The organism is Streptosporangium sp. G12, from assembly GCF_052983175.1.
The window spans coordinates 190092-211471 of the sequence record NZ_JBRIQO010000017.1; the positions used below are offsets into that span (position 1 = coordinate 190092).

The window sequence follows — 21380 nt, forward strand, 5'->3', positions numbered from 1 at the left end:
CGCGCTCGCCGAGATTTCGCCGGTGAGGAGGCGACCGTTTTTGGACAGCGCGTCCCTTTCAAGTCGCCGTCGAGGACTGGTGCGGTGTGGGATTCTGATTGCTTGCTAGCAACGGACGTGTGGGGGTCAGGTGGCAAGGATCGAGATTGAGATCTACTCCAACGATCCAACCGAAGTCGCCGTGTTTGAGGCGTACTGGCAGTTGGCCGATGACGGTGAATCGTGGACGCAGACCGTTACCGCCCTCCGTTCGGCCTTCGAGATCAGCCAGCAGGAACTGACCCAAATCATTCAGACCTGCGGGACTGCGTATCTCCCGGAAGTTGCCTGCCCGAGCTGCGGTGAACCGCACGCGCCCACGAATCGTACGAACTTCGCCGAGGTGCTACGACGGGGAAACGTCCAATGCAGCACCTGCCGAGCAGAAGATCAAGCTGAACAGGAGCGGGCGCGAAAGGAGCAAGTCGCCCACCACCGTGCTGCGGTTCTGGAGGCCTTCGCTGTCCGCCGCAGTGACCCGATCGACGTTCAGAATCTGACGTTGTTCGAGGCAGTCGCGTTGCACGCGCTCTTCAGTGATCCCGCGGTCGAAGATGCTGGGATGAGTACTCCGACAGAGGCCTGGCCCAGGGAACGAAGCTGGGCACCGAGCCGGCTGCGCGTTGACTTTGAACGACGTCTTGTCTGTTACGACCCGCCAAAGATGCTCGTGCACCCTCGTTCCCGCATCGATGCCTTCGCATGGGTAGATGATCATCCTGATGGTTCGTTCTACCTGGGCCAGGTCGGTTACTACCTCCTGGGACCGGAAGAGGAGCCGAAGGCCCGGCCGCCTCACCTGTTGAAGGAGCTCAACCGCACCTTCCGCGAGGGACCATGGCCCGAAGCGTGGCTCGGGCAGTGGCCTGATCTCTGGGAGGAGCTGTCCTTGGCGGACGCGTCGGCGTACCTGGACATGAAGCTTGGCGAGCACCATCTGGACATGAAGCAGGGCGACGGCACCCGCCAAGCCCTTCTCGATGTCCTGGCCACATTCAGCCTTGGGCAGGCCTTCAACTTCATCTACCGGGCGGCGAAAGACTCAGCTGCCTACTACCAACGCGGGGGTGTCAACAAGCGCCAGGCAGCTAACAGTGTTGTCGGCCGGATCAGCGCGGCGGCAGACCGGACGCGGGCCAGCAACTGGGAGGTGAAGTCGTACAACCGTCCCTGGAACCTCCCGCTGTCTGCGATCGGGGAGACCTTCTTCAGCAAGGCAATGTGGCAGGCGGACATGATGCACGTCGTGGCCCGTGACGTTCAGCCCCCACCGCACGCCTCGTCCGGAGGAGACGATAGCGACACCAGTCCATCACCATGACCTAACCCCGCCTCTCAGGACGCGGCAATGCCTCGGGTGGGTCCGAAATCATTGGGTGAGCCTCAACGACCCGGTGACCGGCGGGGGACGATCAGCCGGTGGAACAGGCGAGCCAGGGGGCCTTGCTGTTCGGCGGCAGACAAGGGGGCGGCCGGCTGCACCCGAGCAGTGAGCGGCGCAACGCGATGAGCTGGGGCGAGGTCAGGGCCGCTTCGTACGTCCTGCAGCCGCTGCTTTGCCTGGTGAGCCCGGGCCTCGGCACCAGGAGGTGTGGCCAGGGCGATACCGGCCTCGGTGAGAATGCTCAGGTCCAGGGCCCACGTGACGGCCGAGCGAGATCGCCACTGAGTGAACGCGGCGTTAACGTGGGCATTGGCTTGAGCGGCGCTCATCCCGGTGACGGCCCGCAGGTGAGCGGCGGCCTGGGTGCTCTTTCCCTGTACCTGCGCGAGTCCCATGTGGGTGACGGTGTGGCAGTCGGTACACAGGCACACCAGCCTTTTCAGCGTCTGGGTGCGGGTCGCGGTGTCGTAGGACCAGCGCTCATGGGCTTCCAGCCAGCGCTTGAGGGCGCGGTCCTCGCCGCGGCCGCAGGTCTCGCAGCGGTGCCCGGCACGGCGCGTGATCATTCGGCGTAGCCGCTCCCAGTCGCGCTGGTCGACGCAGGAGCGGACATTGGTGAACCAGCACGAGGTGGGAACCAGGTCGACGAACAGGCCGGAGCCGAAGGTGCGGTCCTCTCCGGGCAGCAGGTCGGGCACGTCCGGAAGTGCCGCCCAGCGCTGCAGCCCGGCCATGCCGTTGACAGGCGCGTACCACCTTTTGGCGGCCGGGTCCCAGCGGGCGCCCAGTGCTTTGGCCTCGTCTTTTTCCCGGTAGGGGACATCCAGCCAGAGTCGTTCGACAGCCATATGCGAGCTCCGTTCGGGGGTGAAGGCGCACATTGCGGAGGCGGGGGTCACAAGCGATCGGATCACGGCGTATCCGGGCTGTCAGGCGAATCGCCTGGGTCGGTGGCCCGCCAGTCTCGGCCCGGCCGGCCGATGGCCTCGGCGACGCCGGCGACCTGGGCGTGGTCATAGGCGGTGCGTACTCCGGAGATCGATATGCCGGCGGCGGCCGCCAGTTCAGCCAAGGTGTAGGGGCGGGGGCGGGTGAATTCCCGGCCGTAGGCGAGCAGGAGCCGGATCTCCTCTTCGGCTTCCTCTTTGCGGCGGCGGGCCAGGGTGATCGAGCGAAGGAGTGGTTCGGCCTCCTCGACGTCCCAGGCGATCTCCAGGGCGTGAACGGCGTCCTGGCGGTCTTTGTTGATCTCCCCGCAGACATCGTTGTAGATGTCCTCGGGCTCGATCGAGCCGGGTGCGGGGAGCGGATGCAAGATCGCGGCGATCTCTTCATACACAGTCACATTTACAGTTATCGCATAAATTTACGATGATCGCAATTTCTTGCACTCGTCGCACTTGGTGTGCTCTGTTCGCCGTTAAGAAACCTTCCGTTGTCGATCAAGCTTCGCATCTCAGCCTGCCTGCCTGGGCGCGGGAGGTACGGTCGCGATCTATGACGACAGTCGGGGCCGGCGGGCCCGCCGCGAAGGGCGGCAAGCATCTGCGAGCCTGCCCGGTCTGCAAGAAGCCCGTCGGTGCAGGCCAGCGTCGACAGAAAACCAAGGCCGGGGCGTGGGCGCACGCGCGCTGCATGCCCACCCCCAAAGCGGTCGAGGGCAAGTCGGCGAAACCGGCGAGGAAGGCACCGAGCGGTTCGCGGAGCGAGGCTGGCAACGCGGCCGCGACAGGCCGCGGGGTCGCGGCGCGGTTCGCCGGCACCTGCGTCGGCTGCGGGCAGGGCTACCCGGCCCAGACGTTGATCGAGAAGGTCGAGCAGGGGTGGGCGCACCCGGCATGCGCACAAGCCATGCGAGCGCGAGCGCGGATCCTGGCGGGGGAGACCTACCGGGGGCGCAAAGCGCCGGACTGGCGGCGAGGATCCAGCCCGTCATCAACGCGAGCCACCCGTTGACGACGTAGGACACCGGAGCGCTCATCCCGAAACGACCACCCCGCAGAATGTGCCGACGTCCGGCCGATCTCCCCAGATGGCGCAGCTCGGTGTACCCGACTGGCCACATTCGGCCCACCTTGTCTTCAGCAACTACAACGTGCCTGACCTGCGTGTCACCGTGGAAGCATGCAGGGCGATGCGCTGGAGGTACGCGTCGTTGACGGACGCGTGGTCACCGCGCCCGGGATCGGGCCGGTAGCGATGGTCTGGCTCCCGCAAGACGGGCAGTGGATGCCCTTCTCGCCGCGGACGCGTGCGCGCTCACGGCGTTGGGCAGCCAGGACGTCGGGGTGGCGGGCGTTCGCGTTGCGCCAGCGCAGGTAGGCGTGCAGGGCCCAGGTCTGGACGGTGTGGTTGCAGTGGTTGGAGTTGGCGATGGGTGCTGACTGCTCGTTCCTTCATGCTGCCCTGTTTGCTCTGGTGGCTATCGGCCTCGGCCGCCCCGCCCGCGTGAGGGGTCGCGGCGTGGCCTCGGCGGGGCGGATCGCTGGGCTTGGGCCTGGGCGCGCTGGACGCGTTCGGTGTGCTCCTGGGCGGCTCGCCCGGCGGGCATCGCGGCGCGCAGGTCGATCTCCTCGGTGATGGCCGACAGGTGCTGGCGCGCCTCCTCGATGGTGGCAGGGGTCCGGCGGCCGGGGAAAGCCAGCGCGGCCGCGCCCATGGCGCGACGCGCCTCCAGGTCGACGTCCCCGGCGGCCGGGTGGGGAGCGGCGGGCTGTGCGGTGTCGACCGGGGCACTGAGCCGGGCCACGTCGCCGGCGGCCGCGGCGGCCAGCTGCGCCAGGTGGCCATCGTGGAAGGCGCCGTAGCGGCGCTCGGTCCAGGCCGGGGCCGCGGCGGCGCGGCGCCGGTGTAGATCGTGGGCCAGGGTCTTGGCGTGCTCGGCGAGGGTAGCGGCCTGGCGCATCTGTCGGTGCTGCTCGTGCCACTTCTGGATGGTGGCCACCAGCACCAGCAGCGCGGCGCCCACCATCATCCACGTCGCGGTCGCCGGACCCTTACGGGCGGCGTGGCCGATGATCCGGGCAACGGCCCGCACCTCGCCCCAGCCCGCAGGGCGGCCGCGCCCCTCACCACGGGGAGCCTGGGCCGACCACGCGAGGCGGTCGGCCAGCGCCGCGATCGGCCCCGGCCCGCCCGCGCTCGGCGTCTCGATGCGCTCGGCGAGCGCGGCCACCATCGCGGCCGCGCCCCGGCAGCCGCTCCGCCAGGCCACGACGTCGCCGGGCGGGGTGTGCTGCAGCCGCTCGCGGACGGCGTCGACCAGCTGCGCGGCGCGCTTCCACTCGCCCGCATCGAGGGCGGCCTGCTCGCCGGGACCGGCCGGGCCCGCGATATCGGGGGAGTGCCGCCACTCGGCGAGCGCCTGGTGCTCGTCGACGCCGATGTCCCACTGCTGACGCAACCGCAGCAGGGTCAGGTCCGCGGCGAGCTTGCCGCCGCCGAACCACACCGGCTCCTGCCCGTCGACCGGGCGCAGCGCGGCCGAGTAGCCGACGACGCGGTCGCGGCCGCCGGTGGCGAAGCGGGCTCGCACCAACGCCCCGCAGGCCTTGGCCCGGCGCACGAACTCCGCCTCGCTCGCCGAGCGCGCGGCGGCCGCGCGCACCAGGCGAGCCAGGCGCTGGCGCTCGGAAGGGGCGCCGGCGCGCATCTTCTGGTGCTCGGCCTTGGAGTAGCCAGGCATGCCGTGCCCGGCCCGGCCCTCCACGACCGTCAGCGCGAAGCCGCGCTCCATGTCCGCGCACACTCGGCTCATGGTGCGCCGGTCGTTCCAGGTGCCGGCGACCTCACCGTCCTCGCGCACCAGGTTCACCATCAGGTGGATGTGCTCGTTGCCGCCGACCGAGCGGCCATGGTGCACCGCGATCCACCGGCACGGCGCCCGCCCGCCCGCCGCGTCGAACCCCATCCGAGCGATCGCGGTGCGGGCCACCTCGGCCCACTGCTCGTCGGCCAGCTCCTCGCCGGGCGGCAGGGAGATCGCGCAATGCCACACCCAACCGGTCGACGGCGCGACCCCGAGCAGGATGCGGTGCGAGTCCATGTCTCGGCCCAGCGCGTAGATGGCATCGGCGTCGGCGACGTGGTCCAGCCGCGTTCCCTCGGCCAGGCCGAGGGTCACGTCGGCCGCGATGATGCGCTGGTCGGTGTGCTCGCGGCTGGAGCCAGGGCCGAACAGGTAGCGCACCAGCCCGGCGGGGCTGCTGCCGCGCTGGGCGGAGATGAAGTTGTTCACCGGCCCCGGCCCCCGTCTCGGCCGTCGTCCTGGTCGTGGTCGACGTCGTGGTCCTGGTGGTGGTCGTCCTCGAGTGCGGCGCGGCGGCCGTACGGCAGGCCGAACTCGCCGTAGAGCGCGGTCGCCGCGTCCAGCCGGGCCAGGAAGCGCAGCGTCGCGTGCATCGTCGCCTCCAACGCCGCTGGCACCTCTCCGGTGGCGTTGGCCACCTTGGCCAGCTGGTTGAGGTTGACTCCCACGGCCGCCACCAGGCGGCGCGCGGCCAGCAGCTCGGCGGCGTTCGCGCGCAGCTGGGACGCGGTCGCCGCGTCCCCGGCCAGGCCCGCCTCCACCAGGAACCGCGGCACGCTCACCCCGGCTTGCCCGGCCCGCGCGTCGACGATGGCCTGCTCGGCGTCCGACATTCGCACCGAGTGCTTGTGCGGCCGCCCGCCCGGCTCGCGCCGCTGACGCACCGGCGGCCGCGCTGCCGGCTGACCGCCCGCGCCCTCGTCGCCCTCGTCCTGGCCCCGATCGTCTCCTGCTGCCACCCGGCCTCCCCCAGCGGAGCGACCCGCCCCCCGGCGGGATATCTCCCCTAGACGATAGGAGAGGAGATCAACCGGGCGAAAGCCCGCAAAGCGATCCGGAGCCGGATCGCATATCTTGCTAGAGCAGGAAACGCTCCTCCCCGAACACCCGGCCTTCCCTCCCGCCCCCTGCTGTACGCGGTGTTGCGCGCGGACTTGTTGTCAGTGACGCCGGGCATTATCAACGGGCGGTAGCGCTGCCGTCCGTCGATAATGCCCGTATCGGACCTCGGCGCGGCAGCAGGCGGGGCGCATCGCGAACCAGTTGTTGCGCAGGTTAGGTTTCCTGCCATCTTGGCGGGTGAGGGTCGCGACGAGGTGGATGTGGTCGGCGGCGTGCCGGATGGCGATCCACCGGCACGCCTGGTCGTCGCCGTACGGCGCGATCCCCTCGGTGTCGATGATGTCGACGGGGATGGCGGCCCGTTGGACATCGGTAAGCCGGGGTCGTCGGGGACGGCGCGCACCGCGCAGTGCCACACGTGCCGGGTCAGGGGACCGGTGATGGCCACGGGGCGGTCGAGGTGGCGGGCCAGATCGGTGAGTGAGGTGGTGGGGTCGGTGGCCGGGTCTAGTTCGAAGGGATCCCATCCACCGTGCGCGCCGGTGCTCCGGTTTCGTGCAGGGGCCAGGTGCTGACCCCCTACACAGCCGGTACATGATCTTCCCTTATGCGGTGGTGTTAGGGGCAAAAACGCGGGCGAGGAAATCATTGAGGGTCACGGCGTCGAAGGAGGCGTCGAGGGATAGCGCGGTGGCGATCGAGCGTTCGCTGACCTGTCGCGGGATCTCCATCCGCAGGGCTTCGCCGGTGATCTGGTCGATCGTGCGGGCGGCGAGGGCTGGGTCGTGGCGAATCAGCCAGGTGAGTGTGCGGGCGACGGACCGGGTGATGCCGTAAAAGGCGTGGTCGGCTCCGATGGCGTTCTGGTTGTCCTTGCCACTGGCGTACTCGTGCAGCACAGCTTGACGGACGGTGATGGCAAGGTCGTGGAGGCCGACCAGCTTGGGGACGCTGGCCGCAACCTCCCAGCTGAGGGTCTCGGCGACTTCGCGGACGGATTCCTGGGTACGCCAGCGCAGGCTCCATCGCTTACGGAAGCCTTGCCGATCCCAGAGGTGGGAGAAGAAGCTCCGGCTGAAAGTGGTCCACACCTCGGCGACGCCGGGCGCCAGGGTGTGGCCGTCGTGGTCGCCGGCCACGGCCGCTTCCACGCTGTCGTCGGAGCGGTTGCGCTGTTCCACCCATTCCTGGGCGACGACGCGAGCCCACAGGTTGCGGCCGCCGACCCTGACTTGGGGCAGTGGCAGGTCGCCTTCGCCGCGGGCGATGTAGGAGCGCAAGGTGGAAGCGGCGATCCCGGCGAGCTCGGCGACCTGGGCGGGGGCGAGCAGCTGGTCACCGCTCAACTCCGGCGCCATCACGCTCACCACGCCGGCATCAAGGCTTTGACCGTCGCGAGCTTGGGCCCACAGGGCAAGGTGGTCGACCCAGTCGCGGACGGGCGGGGCATCACCGTCATCGTTGATGGCCAGATCCTTGATCTGCAGGATCGTTGCCCGGGTGGCGTCACCGCCGTGCTGTAGAAGGTCGGCGGCGGTGACGGAGGCCGCACCGGGAACCGGCCGCTCGTAGTACTTCTCCTCGGCGAAGTCGTAGACCTGGCCGGGCCGGAACCAGGCGGTGCCGTCCCACCAGTAGCCACCCGCCCGAAACAGCAGCGCCCGGGGCGCCTCGTACAGGTGGACCTGGTGGACCATCGAGACGTCGTCGTCGCGATACAGCACGACGGAGTAGCCGTGCTCAGGGTGGTAGCGCACCGCCCAGGACAGGTCGGTGCGGTCGGGGTCGGTGGTGAAGGCGAACCAGCCCTCCCGGCATGCGTCCTCACGGCCCCACATGTCCTCTCCTGTGCCGCGGCCGATCGCCTCGATGGCTGCGGGATCGTCCAACGACAGGAGGGAATCGTCGACGAAGGGAAGGTCGGGGATCGGGTGGTCGGTCCGCAGGCCGTTGGCCACCGGGCGGTAGGTGAACTGGGACACGCTGTATCTCCGTTCAACGTAGTTGCTGTACTAGTAATACAGCAGACTGGATTGATCGTTACACAGCATTTCGCGAAAAGGCCTCGACGTCCTGTCGGGCTTCGTCTGCCTTCTCTCAGAAACGGAGGGGTCCTTTGTCAGAGCAAGATCATTCGGAGGTCGGAAGAACCCCGCAGACCTCGAATTGGTTCGCACAACTCGTTCTCACTCAAAAAGCGGGATCGACCCCCTTCCGAGAGCTGCATCGTGCGAAAACTCGGATCCAAGACCTCCCCTCACACCGCATCGACGTCCGACGCCGACGACATCGAGCGCCACCCGTGCCCGAGGTGCACGGCCGAGCCCGACTCGCTGTGCCGCTCGCGGCGGCGCGGTCATTGGCACCTACCACACCGGCCGCTTCACAAAGGTGAGCCGGCTCACGAAGCTGCTGCGAGTGCCCACCCCCGCCGACCGCAGCCCCGGCCAGCCATGGCTGCCCGGCACGCCACCCCCGGCGCCCATCAACCCCGACGTGTCCACCGCCGACATCCGTATCGACTACGCCCGCTGCTCGACCCTCGGCCAGGAACTCGACGCGCTCACCGCCAAGCACATCCCCCGAGACAAGATCTTCGCCGAGAAGATCAGCACCCGGGTGCGGGTCCGCCCCCAGTTCGAGGCCGCACTAACCGCCGCCCGCGAGATCAAGGCCCACGCCCCGCACTGCCGGGGGATCCTCACGGTGTGCGAGATGAAGCGCCTGGGCCGCGACGCCGCCGAACTCACCGCCCTGGCCGACCACCTTCCGCCCACGGCCTAGTCCTGGAAATGCTCGCCGGACCCCTGGCGGGAACCTACGACCCCAGCGGACACAGCCGGCTGCTGTTCGCCTTCTTCGCCGCGATGGCCGAGACCGAACGAGAAAACGTCCGCGAATTGACCCTCGAAGGACTCGATACCGCCCGCAAGGGCAAAGCACGGCGGCCGGCCCCCGGTCATCACCCAGGACATGCTGCACACCGTGCTGCGGCGCCGCGCGATGGGCGAGTCCATCGAGCAGATCCAGCCGGACTTGATCATCGGAACCGGCAGACGCAAGGGGCACAACCCGTCCGTCGCCAGCATCTACCGCACCCTCGCCGAACACGAGAAAGCCCAGGCCTACCCCAAAGCCGTCGAACAAGCCTGCGCCGACTTCGCCGAGCTCAAAGCAGACGCCTGACTGCATCACCGCAGGCCAGACCCATATCCGTTGGATTTTTCGGCCAGGACCCCAGTTGCAGGTGAAGCCTCCGGCGAAGTGGGCCTTCAGCTCGCACCTCAGATTACTGCCTAAGAAACTATTTTTAGCTGCTAAATCAAAAATTAAAGAACTAGCTTGACGAACAGTGTGGGGTATGCAAAATTATGGTCTTACGCGAGCTGCATAGTTACCAAGCTGCTTGGAAAGGAAGTGATTTGTGACCATTGCTGTCGACTCGTCGCGCCTCTCTCTGGTGCGTGAAGAGTCCACCTACCTGGCAATCCGTACCAGCCAGGGCGGTCGGACCGTCTACACGACGCGTATCCCACTCGCCGAACTCTCGGTCATCCTCACCATCCCCGACCCGGCCAAGCCGGACCCAGACAACCGCAAGGTGGACATCAATCACGCTAAGGGCTTCGGCCAGTACCTCGCCGACAACCCCAAGTGGGTGGCCCCAGCCCTCCTCATCCGCGACACTGGCGGCTGCCGCTTCGAGCCGATCAGCGAAGACGGCTCGGTCGGCTACCTCACCGTCCCATGGTCCATCGGCGGCATCGGACGCCTGATCACGATCGACGGCCAGCACCGCATCCTCGGGGTGCACCTGGAAAAAAAGCGCATCACGGACGAAGTGGCCCGCATCGACCGGGAAATCCACCGCGCAAACGAGACCAAGAAGGCAAAGCTGGAGCAGGAGCGCGAATCGCTGATCGGCCGAATGCAGCGACTCAAGGACGAGTTCGTCGGCATTGACATCTATGTGGAGCCCGACGGCGTCAGCGGTCAGCAAATGTTCGTCGACGTCGCGGACAATGCCAAAGGCATCTCCGGTGCTGTCCGGGCTCGCTTCGACACGTCACGCATTGCCAACCGCACGCTCAGCGATATCGTTGTCCACCCCCTCTTCCTGGGCAAGGTCGACATCGAGCGCGATCGGATGACCCTGAGCAACCGCAACCTGATGGGCGCCAAGCACGTCGCCGACATCACGCGGGCCGTCATCGCCGGTCCCGGTGGCCGCGTCAGCAAGAAGGTCGAGTCGCTGACCGACAACGAGGTCATCGAGAGCGTCCGCAGCTTCCTGGATGTCATCTCCATCGCTTTCACCGCGCTCGCGGAGATTACCGAGGAGGACGTGGACAACTACAACCCCTCACTTTCCGAGAAGAAGAAGAACGAGCCGCCAGCGCCCCCTACCAAGGCCATGAGGCTGCGCGAGTCTTCGCTCCTGGGCTCAGTGGGCATGCTCCGCGTTCTGGGCGGCGTCTACCGCAACCTGCGGGAGGACGGTGCCGAGGACGGCGACATCCAAGAGTTCTTCAAGCGGCTCGATCGACACATGGCCGCCCCAGTCACTGAGGACAGCATCTGGCGTACCACAGCCGCGAACGAGGACTTCGAGCCAAACGCTTCCTCCCCGATCATGCGCCAGCAGAACGTCGTGCACCTAACCAAGGTGATCACAGACTGGTACAAGAAAGCCCCGGCCGCCATCTGATCCACCAGCAACACCGGAGCCCCCTCCACATCTCACGCGGAGGGGGCTCCTTGCTTTCCAAGGTACCCAGGATCAGCTCGGATTCATGACCTGCGACGCCGCGTCCGCATACAGCGCACAACTTGCAAAATATTTGCTGTAGATGCCAAGCGATCACGGCGCTGACCTGCTCACAAAGATTCACCCTAGGCGTTCACGATGCCGGGCTGGGGCACTGCGTTGCTGTGGCCGCCACCGGCTACCTCCGAGAAGAACTGCATCAGGCGCTTGGGGAAGCAGATCAACGTCTCGCCCTCGAGCATGTCCCCCACATGCTGGAGAGTGGCGGTGTCGATGATGGTGAAGCCCTGCAGGATGTAGTCGTCGCCGTCCTCCCAGACGGTTGGCGAGTCACCGTCGGGGCTGTCGGGACCCTTGCCGAGGAACCGGAGTGCCATGAGCCCGGCATGGCGAGGAGTGCGAACCGATCTCCAAAGCCCAGCAGGGCTAGGCACCAGATCGGGGATCGTCCTCAAGAACTCGTCCGCGCAGGGCCTCCAGCTCCCGCCTCAGAGCGCCCGACCCGACGAGCATCAGGGCGTGTACCGCGCTCACCTCCCGGGCGGATGCCCATATGCCCGATCCGCGGGCCTGGAACGGGAGGACCTCGATCGAGTGGACCCGGAAAGCGGCCGGGTCCAGGTATCGCATGCCCCCGGTCCCGCACAGGTAGGTCGTGGCGCCTGTCAGCCAGGCCAGGTCGGCCAGGCGCTGGGAGCGTTCACCGGGTGCGAGCAGATCGCTGCTGTGCAGGATCTGCCCCCGCCATCCGACCTCCTCCAGCAGCAGGCGGGTGGACAGCTCCGTCACGTCCGCCAGTCGATCCGTGTTCTCGAACGCGGCGAGTACGGGTTCGAGCCGCCTCTTGAACGGCGGCCAGTAGGCACTGTGCCGGTAGTGATCGGCGAGGAGCTGAACGACACGGCGCCGGCAGCGGGAGGGATCGGCCAGACGCGCTCCGCGGATGGAGGTAGAGCGGCCGTGTGGCAGATGGGTGGAAATGGAGAGCCACTGCGGCTGCCACGAGCCGTCGAGCGAGGCGAGGCGCGCGCGGTGCTGGTAGTCCCTGCGTGCGAACTGCACGTCGTCCAGGACGATCCAGTAGTCGGCGGCGAACAGCTTGGCCAGCGTCACCAGTCGGGGGAAGAGGTTGGGCTGGTGGATGGCGCACACCTCGCCGTACGGCAGGTCAGGGCGTAAGGAGCCTGCTGTCGAATCCGGCGCGGAGAAGAGCCTGGTAGGCGTCATGGACCTCTCCTAGGACGGGCTGCTCGATGGCGTAGCCGAGCTTGGGGTACTCGATCACGCGCTGGAGGTCGCCGACGAGCATGTCGATGACCAACTTCGGATCACCGATCGAGCTGACGTAGTCATCCAGCTCAAGCGGCTCGGAGGCGCACACCACCTCGATCTCGGGCCATACCTTTCGTGCCGTGGCGTAGGCCCGGCGTTCCATGTACGGCTTGGAGATCAGGAGTACCGAACCGGGCCGAATACCCGCATCGGCCAGTACCTGGCGGGACAGTGCGATGTTCTGGCCGGTGTTGGTGGCGTTCGGCTCCAGCAGAATCGCCTCGGCGGACATGCCGAGGTCGAGCGCGTGCTCGCGGTAGTGGACGGCCTCGCCTCGGGGGAAGCGGGCCGCGGTGGTGGGGCTGGTGGCACCGGAGAAGACGAGCAGCGGGAACCAGCCGGCGCGGTGCAGGTCGACCGCCGCGCGTGCCACCCCCAGATCGTGGCTGCCCAGGCCAATGGCCACGTCACACCGGCTCAGGTCGTGGTGCATCTGGTGGTAGTCCCAAATGGTGTGGGCGTGCTGCCACTGCTCGTCGGTGATGACCTGCTGCTTGACGCTCACTCGATTGCTCCCTGGTCGCCGTGGCAGAGGGAGGCGGATCTCCCCCTGGATGGTCCGCTGGATGCCCTCGATGCTGCGCAGTTGGTGCGCGAGCCCGTGCTGCGCGGCCTCGCGTGCGGCACGGTCGAGGATCACCACCCCATCATCCACGGTGGCCCGATCCGAAAGCAGGACGTGCCCGTAAGCCGTCTCCAGCCGGACCCGCTGCATGGGCGCATCGGTAACTGCGGTGACGCGGGCGAGGTCGATCAGGCGTAGCGCCTCCGAAAGGTTCCCTGCGCCACGGTGGGCCAGAGCGAGTTTCTGGTGCGCGACGGACCAGTCCTCGGGTTCACCGAGGTTCTCGAACTCGCGGATGGCGGTCGTCATCAGGCGGGCGGCGTAGTCGTTCTTGTCGTTCTTGCTCAGGGCGGTCCCCACCCACAGCCGGGCTCGCGCCCTATCGCGTGGTGAGAGCCGGTCGTCCACCGCCAGCGCCTCATATTCCTTGGCGGCCTCGTTCAACCGGCCCCCCATCTCGGCGACCACCGCCAACGAAAGGTCGAGCTGCGCGATACGACGGGGAATGTCGAGCTGTCCGTAGATCGATCGGGCGCTGAGGTAGGAGCGGCGAGCGGACAACGGGCCGGCGACTGCTCCTTGGTCGCGCTGGAGGTCGCCGAACAGCGTCGTCGATCGTGCGAACAGGTAAAGACCCTTGTCGTCCAACGCGTGCGGGTCGTAGCGGGTGAGCCATCGGTTCAGCAGGTCGGTGGCGTAGCTGAAGCTCTGGCGGCTGAGGGCGACCACAGCCCGGTCAAGGTCGTCTGTCCAGGTCTCGTAGTCCCAGGCCCGTGGTCCCATCCGGGTGACTCTCAGCCCTTGGTCCACGTCCTGGCCGAGTTCCAAGAGCAGCGTCTCGAACCGCAGGTGAGTCGCCGAATTCGCGCGGGCGAGCGCGGTGTCCAGGATGGCTTGGGTGTCCGGACGTGGCCGAGTAGCGGTACCGAACTGGTCCCACTTCGCCACGGTGCGGGGAGCCACGCCGAGGTGCTGCGCGAAAACCCGCACGCTCATCCGCAGGGCTCGGCGAAGTGCACGCGCTTCGAGACCGGTCCACTCATGCACGGTCGTCACGTCGCTGCTCCCTTCCACGGCCATGGAAGCACGCAGAGGTACCGAGGGCCTGCGGAAGTGCGACGCAAGTGCGACAGCGGGTCGTATCCAGCGGGGTCGGGGCTGGCCATGCTCAAAGAGCGGGCCGTAAGCCCCGGCCACGGTAAGGACGGCTACCTTGTGGACACTCACCGAACAACACGATGTGGACGGCCCGATCGTCTACGGGTACCTGCGGCTGCATCGTTCGACGCCCGAGCGGCACGCCGCCCTGACGGTGGCCCTCGCCCAATACTGCGAGCAGCACGAACTGCAGCTCTGCGGCATCTTCACCGATCGAGGGGCCGCATCGTCGGACGACTCGGCCTTCGCCGGCCTGCTGGACGTCCTTCTCATGTCCGGCGCCTACGGGGTGGTTCTGCCCACTACGCACCACCTGGGCGAGAAGCCCGTCGCGACTCGGCGGCGGGAACAGCTGAACGCGATTGGGGCGCGGCTGCTGGTCGTGCGGGGAGCCCTCCGTACCACTGGCTCTTCCGCCGGCCGACCGGCCGTGACTCTGGCCCGCGCCGTTCCCTATGACCAACTCGAACCGACTCGCCAAGGACCCGATGATGATTGACACCTTCGTCGCACCACCGCCCGGCTGCGAATTCAACCCGAATGTGCCAGCGGTGGAGCGCACGTACGCCGCGCTCGCAGGTGCCGACAAGATCGGCTTCGAGGCCGACCGTGCAGCCGCCGGCAAGCTGAAGGGGGCGATTCCTGGGGTAACCGAGGTCGTCCAAGAGAACGCAGCGGCTGTCGCGCGGGCTGTCGCCTCCCCGTACACCTTCGTGAAGCGCTCGATGCGGCCCCGGTATGACCCCGGCGCCGTCGAGGTCGCCCAACTGGTACAGGCGCGGGCGCCCCGCTGGGTTGTCCTGTGGCGCCCGTACTGGCGGGTCCTGCAGGCGTGGGAGTGCTCCGACCCGCGACTGTGTCGCACCGTCATGGGGCGCAGCGCCGCCGAGCTGTGGCAGCGCATGCAGGAAGCTGAACTTGATCTCTGGCGGGCCTCCCCGCGCGCCATGACCGCGAACCGGCCACCTACCACACCCATCTCGGGTGGCCGTGAGAATCTGCCAGAGGCGGCCCCGAGACGATCACCGGACCCGGCAGCACCCCGCCGGTTCGGAAGACCTCGGGGCCCCAGAACACACCGAAAGGGAGCGCATCGTGTTCACGTACGGTGACGCGTTCCTGGCGGTCGCCGCCGGGTGGCCGTGTTGCTTCTCCTCGTCTTGGCGTGGACAGCCGAGCAGGTTCACAACGTGCGGCCGTCCACGTACTCCGGCGCGGGCACATGCCCCTACCTATCGCCCATGCTGCCCCGCGCCCCCTACTACGACCCGCCGCCCACGATGTGCCCCGGGAGGCCGTCGTGGGTGGCGGGCTCCAGCCCCTGGCCGGACCCTTCCCACGTGGCGAGCGCGCAGGCTCGCCAGCGGGCCGGCCAGGGGGGAAGGCGGGCACCCTGTCGAGGAGTGCAGGTTGTCCGCCTTCCTCCCCCAGCGGGCCGCACGCCTCGTGGAGAGAGCAGACGAGGATGACGAGAACCCGCCAGTCGCAGGCGGTCAAGCAGGAGGGCCCCACCCCCGAGTGGGAGTCGTACGCGTCACACGGCGCCATCCTCCGGGTCAGACACACCTCGTGCCGCGGCCGGTACGAACTGGCGTCGGAGGGCGGCGAGTTCTTCGTGCTTCGCCCCGCCGACAGGCGCGGGCACGAGCAAACCAGCCGAGGCCGGGCCTACCGCGACGTCATCCAGATGTACGCCGCCCTGGTGCGCAAGCACCACCTTGACCACACCAGCCGCGGCGAATGGTACGAGGCCGACCCGTACGTGAACCAGGCGGAAGCGGGCTGACTACGCCCCTGCCCAGCTGGCGTGGACACCCCACGTCAGGAACCCGAAACAGGACAAGGAGTAGAGACATGAGCACTCTGACCCCGCAGGAGACGGCCACGGTCGACACGGGAGAGACGTTCGACCCGTTCGCCCTCAACATCGAATTCATCGAGAACACCCCGGCGGCCGACACGGTGCTGATGTGCACCACCGGCGACAACTGCGGAACCTCCTGCCCGAGCGCCTGCACGACCTCGTAGTCCGCGGGGCGCGGGTCCGTACGGGCCCGCGCTCCCTTCTTCCCCAGAACGGAGCGTGAGTGATGACGCGGTCGCGGCGGACCCTGTACCGGTGCACGGGCGCCGGGATGCTGCGCGCGGCGGTGAACCTTTCCGCCCCCGCCCTGCCGCAGTGGCCGGGGCCCGCCGCGTCCCTCGAGCAGTGGCGTTCGTGGCTCGGCCCGGTCTGGGCCGATGCCACGTTCCGGCGCGCGGTCTCCAGTGCCAGCCTGGATCTGGCCCGCCAGGTAGAGGCAGTTCTGGACGGGCGGTTGTCGAACGCTCGCCGGGCGCGTCGCACCGCACTCGCGGTCGCCCGGTACGCCATCAGGTATGAGCACCGGTCCACGCCGTTCGGCCTGTTCGCCGGCGTCTGCCTGGTCGACTTCGGCGAGACATCCGCCGTGCTTGTCGGGGATGAGCACGAGATCGTCACCCGAGCCGACCCCCGGGCGCTGGACAAGGTGGTCAGCGCCCAGGAGGCCGGCGGCGCGTCGATGGCGGCCGTCGAGGTGTGCGTCAACAACCTGGTGTACGTGCGCGACGGCCGCGTCTTCGTGCCGTCCGAGGGCGCGTCGGAGTTCTCCCTCGCGCTGACGCCTGCGCTGACGCTCGTTCTCCAGGCGGCCACGTCACCCATCCGGTATGCGGCGCTCGCGGGCAAACTCGCCGCAGAGTTCCCGCAGGTGGAGGAACACCACCAGGCGGCGTTTCTCGCAGAGCTGCTGCGGCTTCGGCTGCTGCTGTCGGCACTGCGTGCCCCCGCCACGGTCGTTGACCCGGCAGCCGTCCTGCCTGCCGTCACCTTGGATGCCCGCGATCGGGAGGCGTGCGTGGATCTACGGCTGGACGCCACGGTTCGGCTGCCGGAGACAGTCGCGGTAGAGATGGAAACCGTGGCGACCTTGCTGGCCAGGCTCGCGGCCAACCCAACCGGCACCCGGGCGTGGCGGCGCTACACCGAGCGGTTCGCCGCCCGATGGGGCGAAGACGCCGAGGTCGGCCTGGAGCAGCTCGTTGACCCGGACAACGGGTTGGGCCTGCCTGACGGGTTCGGCTCGGTGTCCGAGCCGCCACGACCGATGTCGCGGCGCGACCGGCTGCTGTTGGATCTCGCAGGGACCGCCGCCGTCGAACGCCACCGGACGGTGATCCTGTCCGAGCCGCTCATCGAGGAGTTGGAGGCGGCCGCAGGCGAACCCACCGCCCTGGCCCCGCACTTCGAGGTGTGCGCACAGGTCCAAGCCCGTTCGCTTCCGGCGCTCGACCGAGGCGACTTCCGCGTCCGCGTTCAGACCGTCTCCAGGGCGGCAGGCACGATGACGGGACGATTCCGGCACCTGTTCCCACAGGCCGCCGAGCAAGTAGTCCTTCCCACGGTTGACCCTGTGGCGGAACTGGCTCAGTTGTCGTTTCATCCCTCCCGCGTCGAGGCCGACCTGCTCACGCGCACCCCGCAAGTCCTGACGAAGCTGGTCAGCGTCGGAGAGCACCGGGGCAGCGACGCCAAGGTTTTCGTCCCCTCTGATCTGGTCGTAGGTCTGCGCGGTAGCCACCTCTACCTCGCGGTGGCCGCCACCGGGGAGCGCCTGGAGCTGCTCGCGCCGACCGCGCTCAACTTTATGTGGAACAACTTCACCCCGCCGCTGGCCCGGTTCCTGGCCGAGATCAGCCGTGCCGCGACTCCGCAGGTGACCTGGTTCGACTGGGGTGCGGCGTGGACATTGCCGTTCACGCCGGGGCTGCACTATCGGCGCAGCATCGTCGTTGCCGCCCGCTGGCAGCTTCGGGCCCGCGCCCTGCCCGGCTGTACGGCGTGCCTGGACGAGTGGGCCGCACAGCTGCATGCCTGGCGCGGCCGGGCGGGTGTGCCGGAGCGTGTGCTCCTGGCCATGGACGATCAGCGCCTGCTGCTGGACCTCACCGGGGGGATGGACCTGGACGTGCTCCGTACGCACCTGTGCGGCTCCCCTATCGCGGTGCTCTACGAGGCGCCTCCGCCGGACGTGGATGGATGGATCGGCGGGCGGGCCCACAGCATCGTCGTCGCGGTCAGGGCGGGCCGATGAGCCCGCCCACGACGCAGGCCCTGGCCGAGGGTGCGCTGGGGATGGCGTTGCTGCACATCGAGCGCGGCAACCTTGCCGCAGCCCGGCCTCTGCTGGCTGAGGCGGTCGCCGGCGGCGTCAGCACCGGCTCCAACGCTTCTCTGTTCCACGGCGCCCCGGCCCTGGAGTTCGTGCTTGGCCGTGCCGGGCGCGCCGACCAGACCGTTCAGACGGCCGTCGACCGGGTCGTGGCCGCCCGGCTCGCCGCGGCCCGCTGCCGACGAAAGGCGACCCGGCTCCCGGCACTGGCAGAGTTCGATCTCATCCGGGGGCTCACCGGGCTGGGGGTGGTGCTGCTTTCCCGAGCAGGCTCGCCGCCGCCGCTGCTGCAGGAGGTGCTGGCCTACCTGGTGACGCTGGCAGTCCCGGCCGAAGCCGATGCCCAGGTCCTGCCCGGGTGGTGGTCGCCGGACAGCCCCACGCATGAGGAGATCACCGGTGGCCACGCGAACAACGGTGTGGCCCACGGCATCGCCGGCCCGTTGGCGCTCCTATCTCTCGCCGCCCGCCGCGGCGTCCTGGTGGAAGGCCAGATAGGCGCCATCAAGACGTTCACGGCCTGGCTGGAGAAGTTCGGCTCCTTCTACTGGATCACCCTGGACCCGCTCGCCGCTGAGGCGTTGCGGGCGCCGCCCCTGCGCCCCTCCTGGTGCTACGGGGACCTTGGTATCGCCCGCACGCTGCAACTGGCGGCCTGCGCGCTCGGCGACGACGCCCGCAGGCAGAAGGCCGAAGAACTCGCCATCGCCGCCCTCACCGACCCGGCCCGCCTGAGCCGGGTCACCGATGCGTCCCTCTGCCACGGCTGGGCCGGGCTGCTGACCGTCACGACCGCCCTCGCCACCGACAGCCGTACCCCCGACCGGTTCGCCGAGCCCATCCGGCAGACCCGCCAGAGGTTGGAAGCCGGGATCCCCGCACTGTCCAAGCCCGGGTTCATGGAAGGCCGAGCCGGGGCGGTCATGGCTCTGAAGGGCTCCAACGTGACCGGCTGGACCCGCGCCCTGTTGATCAACTGACCCGCCACCACAACCGAGCAGGAGCGAACCGAGGACATGGACTGGAACGACGAGAACCTACCGCTGCCCGACGAACCGAAGTGGTGGCACGCCACCATCCGCTTTCCCAGCGATGCCGGAGTGACCCCGAAGGCTGCGACCGCACTCGCGGCCGCGCTGTCCGGCTGGCGTTTCCACTTCCTGCGCAAGGAAGGCAATCTCCGGCTGCGCACCGAGAGGCCCGCTGCCGACCTGCTCGATCAGCTCGTCGCCGACGAGGTCGCGGCCGGTTGGGTTGGCGGCATCTACGAACCGGAGATCGAAACCTTCGGCGGTGAGCAGGGTATGGCCATCGCCCACGAGGTGTGGTGCGCCGACAGCCCCGCGGCCTTGGCCGAGACCGGCAGCCCGTACGCCCGTGAGCGGTGCATCCTGCTGCTCTCCACCATGAACCGCGCGGCGGGCCTCGACCCGTTCGAGATCAGCGACGTGTGGGCGACATTCGGCAACCTCCGCCCGGCGATCGACCCACCGCAGGTGGCCTACCAGGCGTCTGCGATCACTGCCATGCGGCGCCTCGTGCACGCCGACGCCGCCAAGCGGAACACCACCGAACCCGGCTGGCCTGACCGCGTCGCCGCGTTCGAGGACGCTGGCCACCGCCTGGCCCGGCTCGCGACCAGTGGGCAACTCCGGCGGGGGCTGCGCGCGGTCCTCGCCCACCATGCGATCTTCGCTTTCAACCGCGCGGCCACACCTGTGGCCGAGCAGGCTGCCGCGGCCTGGCTGGGCTGGAACGTCGCCTTCGGAGACGGCGACCCGGCCACCGTGTCCAGCAGTCAGTCCGCACCCGTAACCCTTATTTTCAAGAGGATGGAGAGCACCATCACTACGACCGACCCCGCCGAGCTGCGCAACGCCATGGTGGACAAGTTCACCGGCTCCGGTCACCTGCGCACCCCTGAGATCATCGACGCCTTCCGGAACGTCGAGCGCCACCGGTTCATCCCCGACGTCGAGGTCGTCGCCGCCTACGTCGATGACGCCGTGTCGGTGAAGAACGACCGAGACGGCGAGATGATCTCCTGCATCTCCGCGCCGTCGATCGTCGCCACCCAACTGGAGCAACTGGGAACAGAGCCCGGCCACAAGGTCCTGGAGGCCGGGGCGGCCACCGGTTACAACGCCGCCCTCCTCGGGCGACTCGTCGCCCCCCGCGGCCGCGTGTGGACGGTGGACGTCGACACTGACCTCGTCAACACCGCCGCGAAGCATCTGGCCGCTGCCGGCGCGTCGAACGTGACCGCGCTGCTGGCCGATGGCGCGGCCGGTCTGCCCGAGCATGCCCCGTTCGATCGGATCCAGTTCACCGTGGGCGCCGGTGACATCCCCCTCCCCGTCCTGAATCAACTGGCCCCGGACGGCCGTCTCGTCATCCCGATGCGGATCCGCGGCAGTATCTCCCGCTCCTTCGCCTTCGAGCGCGACGGCGAGACCTGGAAAACCGTCTCCTGCGAGATGGCCACGTTCGTCCCGCTGCGCAAAGGCGTATGTGATGACGTCCGTACGGTGGTCCCCATGGCCGGGGAGGGCAATATCCGGCTGGAAACCTACGGTGAGCAGCTCGTGGACCGGGAGGCGATGCGGACCGTCCTGGACGAGCCCTCCCACCAGGTCTACACGGGCGTGAAGCTCCGGCAGGGTTCACCCTGGGAGTGGGTCTATCTGTGGTTGGCGTGCGTCCTGCCCAACGGCCTGTCTCGGGTGCCTGGCCGGCGGCCCGGGTTCACCCCGCATTTCGGGTGGGGTTCGATGGCGGCGCTCGACGGCGACAGCCTGGCCTATCTGACCGTCCGCGAGGGGGAGGACACCGTGGGCCGGTTCTGGGAGATCGGCGTCATCGGTCACGGCCCGCGCGCCACCGACCTCGCCGAGCAGGTCGCCGCCGCGATCCAGGAATGGGACCGCGACTACGGCAACGACGCCCCGGCCCCCGGCTTCCGCATGGCCACAGCCGCCAACCGCGACCTGCTGAAGGCCGCTGACTCACGCTTCGTCATCGACAAGACCAACAGCCGACTCGTCATCGACTGGCCGTAGGAAGGGGAGCAG

At 68.4% G+C, this 21380-nt stretch carries 20 protein-coding genes and 1 pseudogene; 11 read left to right on the forward strand and 10 right to left on the reverse strand.

The window, feature by feature from the left end:
• Window positions 1-130: 130 nt before the first annotated feature.
• Window positions 131-1360, forward strand: coding sequence for a hypothetical protein (locus ACVCAG_RS25900; RefSeq protein WP_447190429.1), 1230 nt, complete (start codon window positions 131-133; stop codon window positions 1358-1360).
• Between the two features lie 62 nt (window positions 1361-1422).
• Here ACVCAG_RS25900 and ACVCAG_RS25905 read toward each other — a convergent pair whose 3' ends face one another.
• Window positions 1423-2271, reverse strand: a complete 849-nt coding sequence (locus tag ACVCAG_RS25905; protein WP_447190430.1) for a DUF5710 domain-containing protein — start codon at window positions 2269-2271, stop codon at window positions 1423-1425.
• 62 nt (window positions 2272-2333) lie between these two features.
• The gene (locus ACVCAG_RS25910) at window positions 2334-2762 is read right to left on the reverse strand and encodes a hypothetical protein (protein WP_447190431.1); all 429 of its coding nucleotides are present in this window, start codon (window positions 2760-2762) and stop codon (window positions 2334-2336) included.
• Window positions 2763-3058: 296 nt separating this feature from the next.
• Here ACVCAG_RS25910 and ACVCAG_RS25915 point away from each other — a divergent pair, with 296 nt between their 5' ends.
• Window positions 3059-3379, forward strand: a complete 321-nt coding sequence (locus tag ACVCAG_RS25915) for a hypothetical protein (RefSeq protein ID WP_447190432.1) — start codon at window positions 3059-3061, stop codon at window positions 3377-3379.
• A gap of 272 nt (window positions 3380-3651) precedes the next feature.
• Here the strand turns inward: ACVCAG_RS25915 and ACVCAG_RS25920 are convergent.
• The 5 genes and pseudogenes from ACVCAG_RS25920 to ACVCAG_RS25940 all read right to left on the reverse strand — a co-directional run.
• Window positions 3652-3798, reverse strand: a pseudogene (locus tag ACVCAG_RS25920) (IS630 family transposase); the annotation flags it as partial.
• A gap of 47 nt (window positions 3799-3845) precedes the next feature.
• Window positions 3846-5660: a relaxase/mobilization nuclease domain-containing protein gene (locus tag ACVCAG_RS25925; RefSeq protein ID WP_447190433.1), complete on the reverse strand. Its 1815-nt coding sequence runs from the start codon at window positions 5658-5660 to the stop codon at window positions 3846-3848.
• Complete coding sequence (locus ACVCAG_RS25930) at window positions 5657-6190, reverse strand: plasmid mobilization protein (RefSeq protein WP_447190434.1); 534 nt, start codon at window positions 6188-6190, stop codon at window positions 5657-5659. The genes ACVCAG_RS25925 and ACVCAG_RS25930 overlap by 4 nt, the downstream gene beginning before the upstream one ends.
• Before the next feature lie 201 nt (window positions 6191-6391).
• Window positions 6392-6709 (reverse strand): hypothetical protein, encoded by a 318-nt coding sequence (locus ACVCAG_RS25935; protein WP_447190435.1) that lies wholly within the window; start codon window positions 6707-6709, stop codon window positions 6392-6394.
• A 189-nt stretch (window positions 6710-6898) separates the two neighbouring features.
• Window positions 6899-8251: a helix-turn-helix transcriptional regulator gene (locus ACVCAG_RS25940; RefSeq protein ID WP_447190436.1), complete on the reverse strand. Its 1353-nt coding sequence runs from the start codon at window positions 8249-8251 to the stop codon at window positions 6899-6901.
• A 433-nt stretch (window positions 8252-8684) separates the two neighbouring features.
• Here ACVCAG_RS25940 and ACVCAG_RS25945 point away from each other — a divergent pair, with 433 nt between their 5' ends.
• From ACVCAG_RS25945 to ACVCAG_RS25955, 3 genes are all read left to right on the forward strand, one after another.
• Entirely contained in the window at window positions 8685-9077 is a 393-nt protein-coding gene (locus ACVCAG_RS25945) for a recombinase family protein (protein WP_447190437.1), read from the forward strand.
• Between the two features lie 189 nt (window positions 9078-9266).
• A complete protein-coding gene (locus tag ACVCAG_RS25950) occupies window positions 9267-9479 on the forward strand; it encodes a hypothetical protein (protein WP_447190438.1) in 213 nt (70 codons plus the stop codon).
• Between the two features lie 238 nt (window positions 9480-9717).
• A complete protein-coding gene (locus ACVCAG_RS25955) occupies window positions 9718-11001 on the forward strand; it encodes a DNA sulfur modification protein DndB (protein WP_447190439.1) in 1284 nt (427 codons plus the stop codon).
• A 185-nt stretch (window positions 11002-11186) separates the two neighbouring features.
• On the opposite strand, the gene ACVCAG_RS25960 is transcribed toward ACVCAG_RS25955, so the two are convergent.
• The 3 genes from ACVCAG_RS25960 to ACVCAG_RS25970 are packed head-to-tail and all read right to left on the reverse strand — an operon-like array spanning window position 11187 to window position 14014.
• Window positions 11187-11438 (reverse strand): hypothetical protein, encoded by a 252-nt coding sequence (locus ACVCAG_RS25960; protein ID WP_447190440.1) that lies wholly within the window; start codon window positions 11436-11438, stop codon window positions 11187-11189.
• A 49-nt stretch (window positions 11439-11487) separates the two neighbouring features.
• Window positions 11488-12288: a WbqC family protein gene (locus ACVCAG_RS25965; protein ID WP_447190441.1), complete on the reverse strand. Its 801-nt coding sequence runs from the start codon at window positions 12286-12288 to the stop codon at window positions 11488-11490.
• Window positions 12230-14014: an ElyC/SanA/YdcF family protein gene (locus tag ACVCAG_RS25970; protein ID WP_447190442.1), complete on the reverse strand. Its 1785-nt coding sequence runs from the start codon at window positions 14012-14014 to the stop codon at window positions 12230-12232. Before ACVCAG_RS25970 ends, ACVCAG_RS25965 begins: the two co-directional genes overlap by 59 nt.
• 157 nt (window positions 14015-14171) lie before the next feature.
• On the opposite strand from ACVCAG_RS25970, the gene ACVCAG_RS25975 reads away from it, so the two are divergent.
• The 6 genes from ACVCAG_RS25975 to fxlM all read left to right on the forward strand — a co-directional run bounded on the left by ACVCAG_RS25975 (window position 14172) and on the right by fxlM (window position 21368).
• Complete coding sequence (locus tag ACVCAG_RS25975; RefSeq protein ID WP_447190443.1) at window positions 14172-14615, forward strand: hypothetical protein; 444 nt, start codon at window positions 14172-14174, stop codon at window positions 14613-14615.
• Between the two features lie 966 nt (window positions 14616-15581).
• A complete protein-coding gene (locus ACVCAG_RS25980) occupies window positions 15582-15902 on the forward strand; it encodes a hypothetical protein (RefSeq protein WP_447190444.1) in 321 nt (106 codons plus the stop codon).
• 68 nt (window positions 15903-15970) lie between these two features.
• Window positions 15971-16144 (forward strand): FxLD family lanthipeptide, encoded by a 174-nt coding sequence (locus tag ACVCAG_RS25985; protein ID WP_447190445.1) that lies wholly within the window; start codon window positions 15971-15973, stop codon window positions 16142-16144.
• 62 nt (window positions 16145-16206) lie between these two features.
• Window positions 16207-18231, forward strand: a complete 2025-nt coding sequence (locus tag ACVCAG_RS25990) for a lantibiotic dehydratase family protein (RefSeq protein WP_447190446.1) — start codon at window positions 16207-16209, stop codon at window positions 18229-18231.
• The gene (locus ACVCAG_RS25995; RefSeq protein ID WP_447190447.1) at window positions 18228-19289 is read left to right on the forward strand and encodes a lanthionine synthetase C family protein; all 1062 of its coding nucleotides are present in this window, start codon (window positions 18228-18230) and stop codon (window positions 19287-19289) included. Before ACVCAG_RS25990 ends, ACVCAG_RS25995 begins: the two co-directional genes overlap by 4 nt.
• A gap of 36 nt (window positions 19290-19325) precedes the next feature.
• A complete protein-coding gene (gene fxlM / locus ACVCAG_RS26000) occupies window positions 19326-21368 on the forward strand; it encodes a methyltransferase, FxLD system (RefSeq protein WP_447190448.1) in 2043 nt (680 codons plus the stop codon).
• Window positions 21369-21380 lie beyond the last annotated feature (12 nt).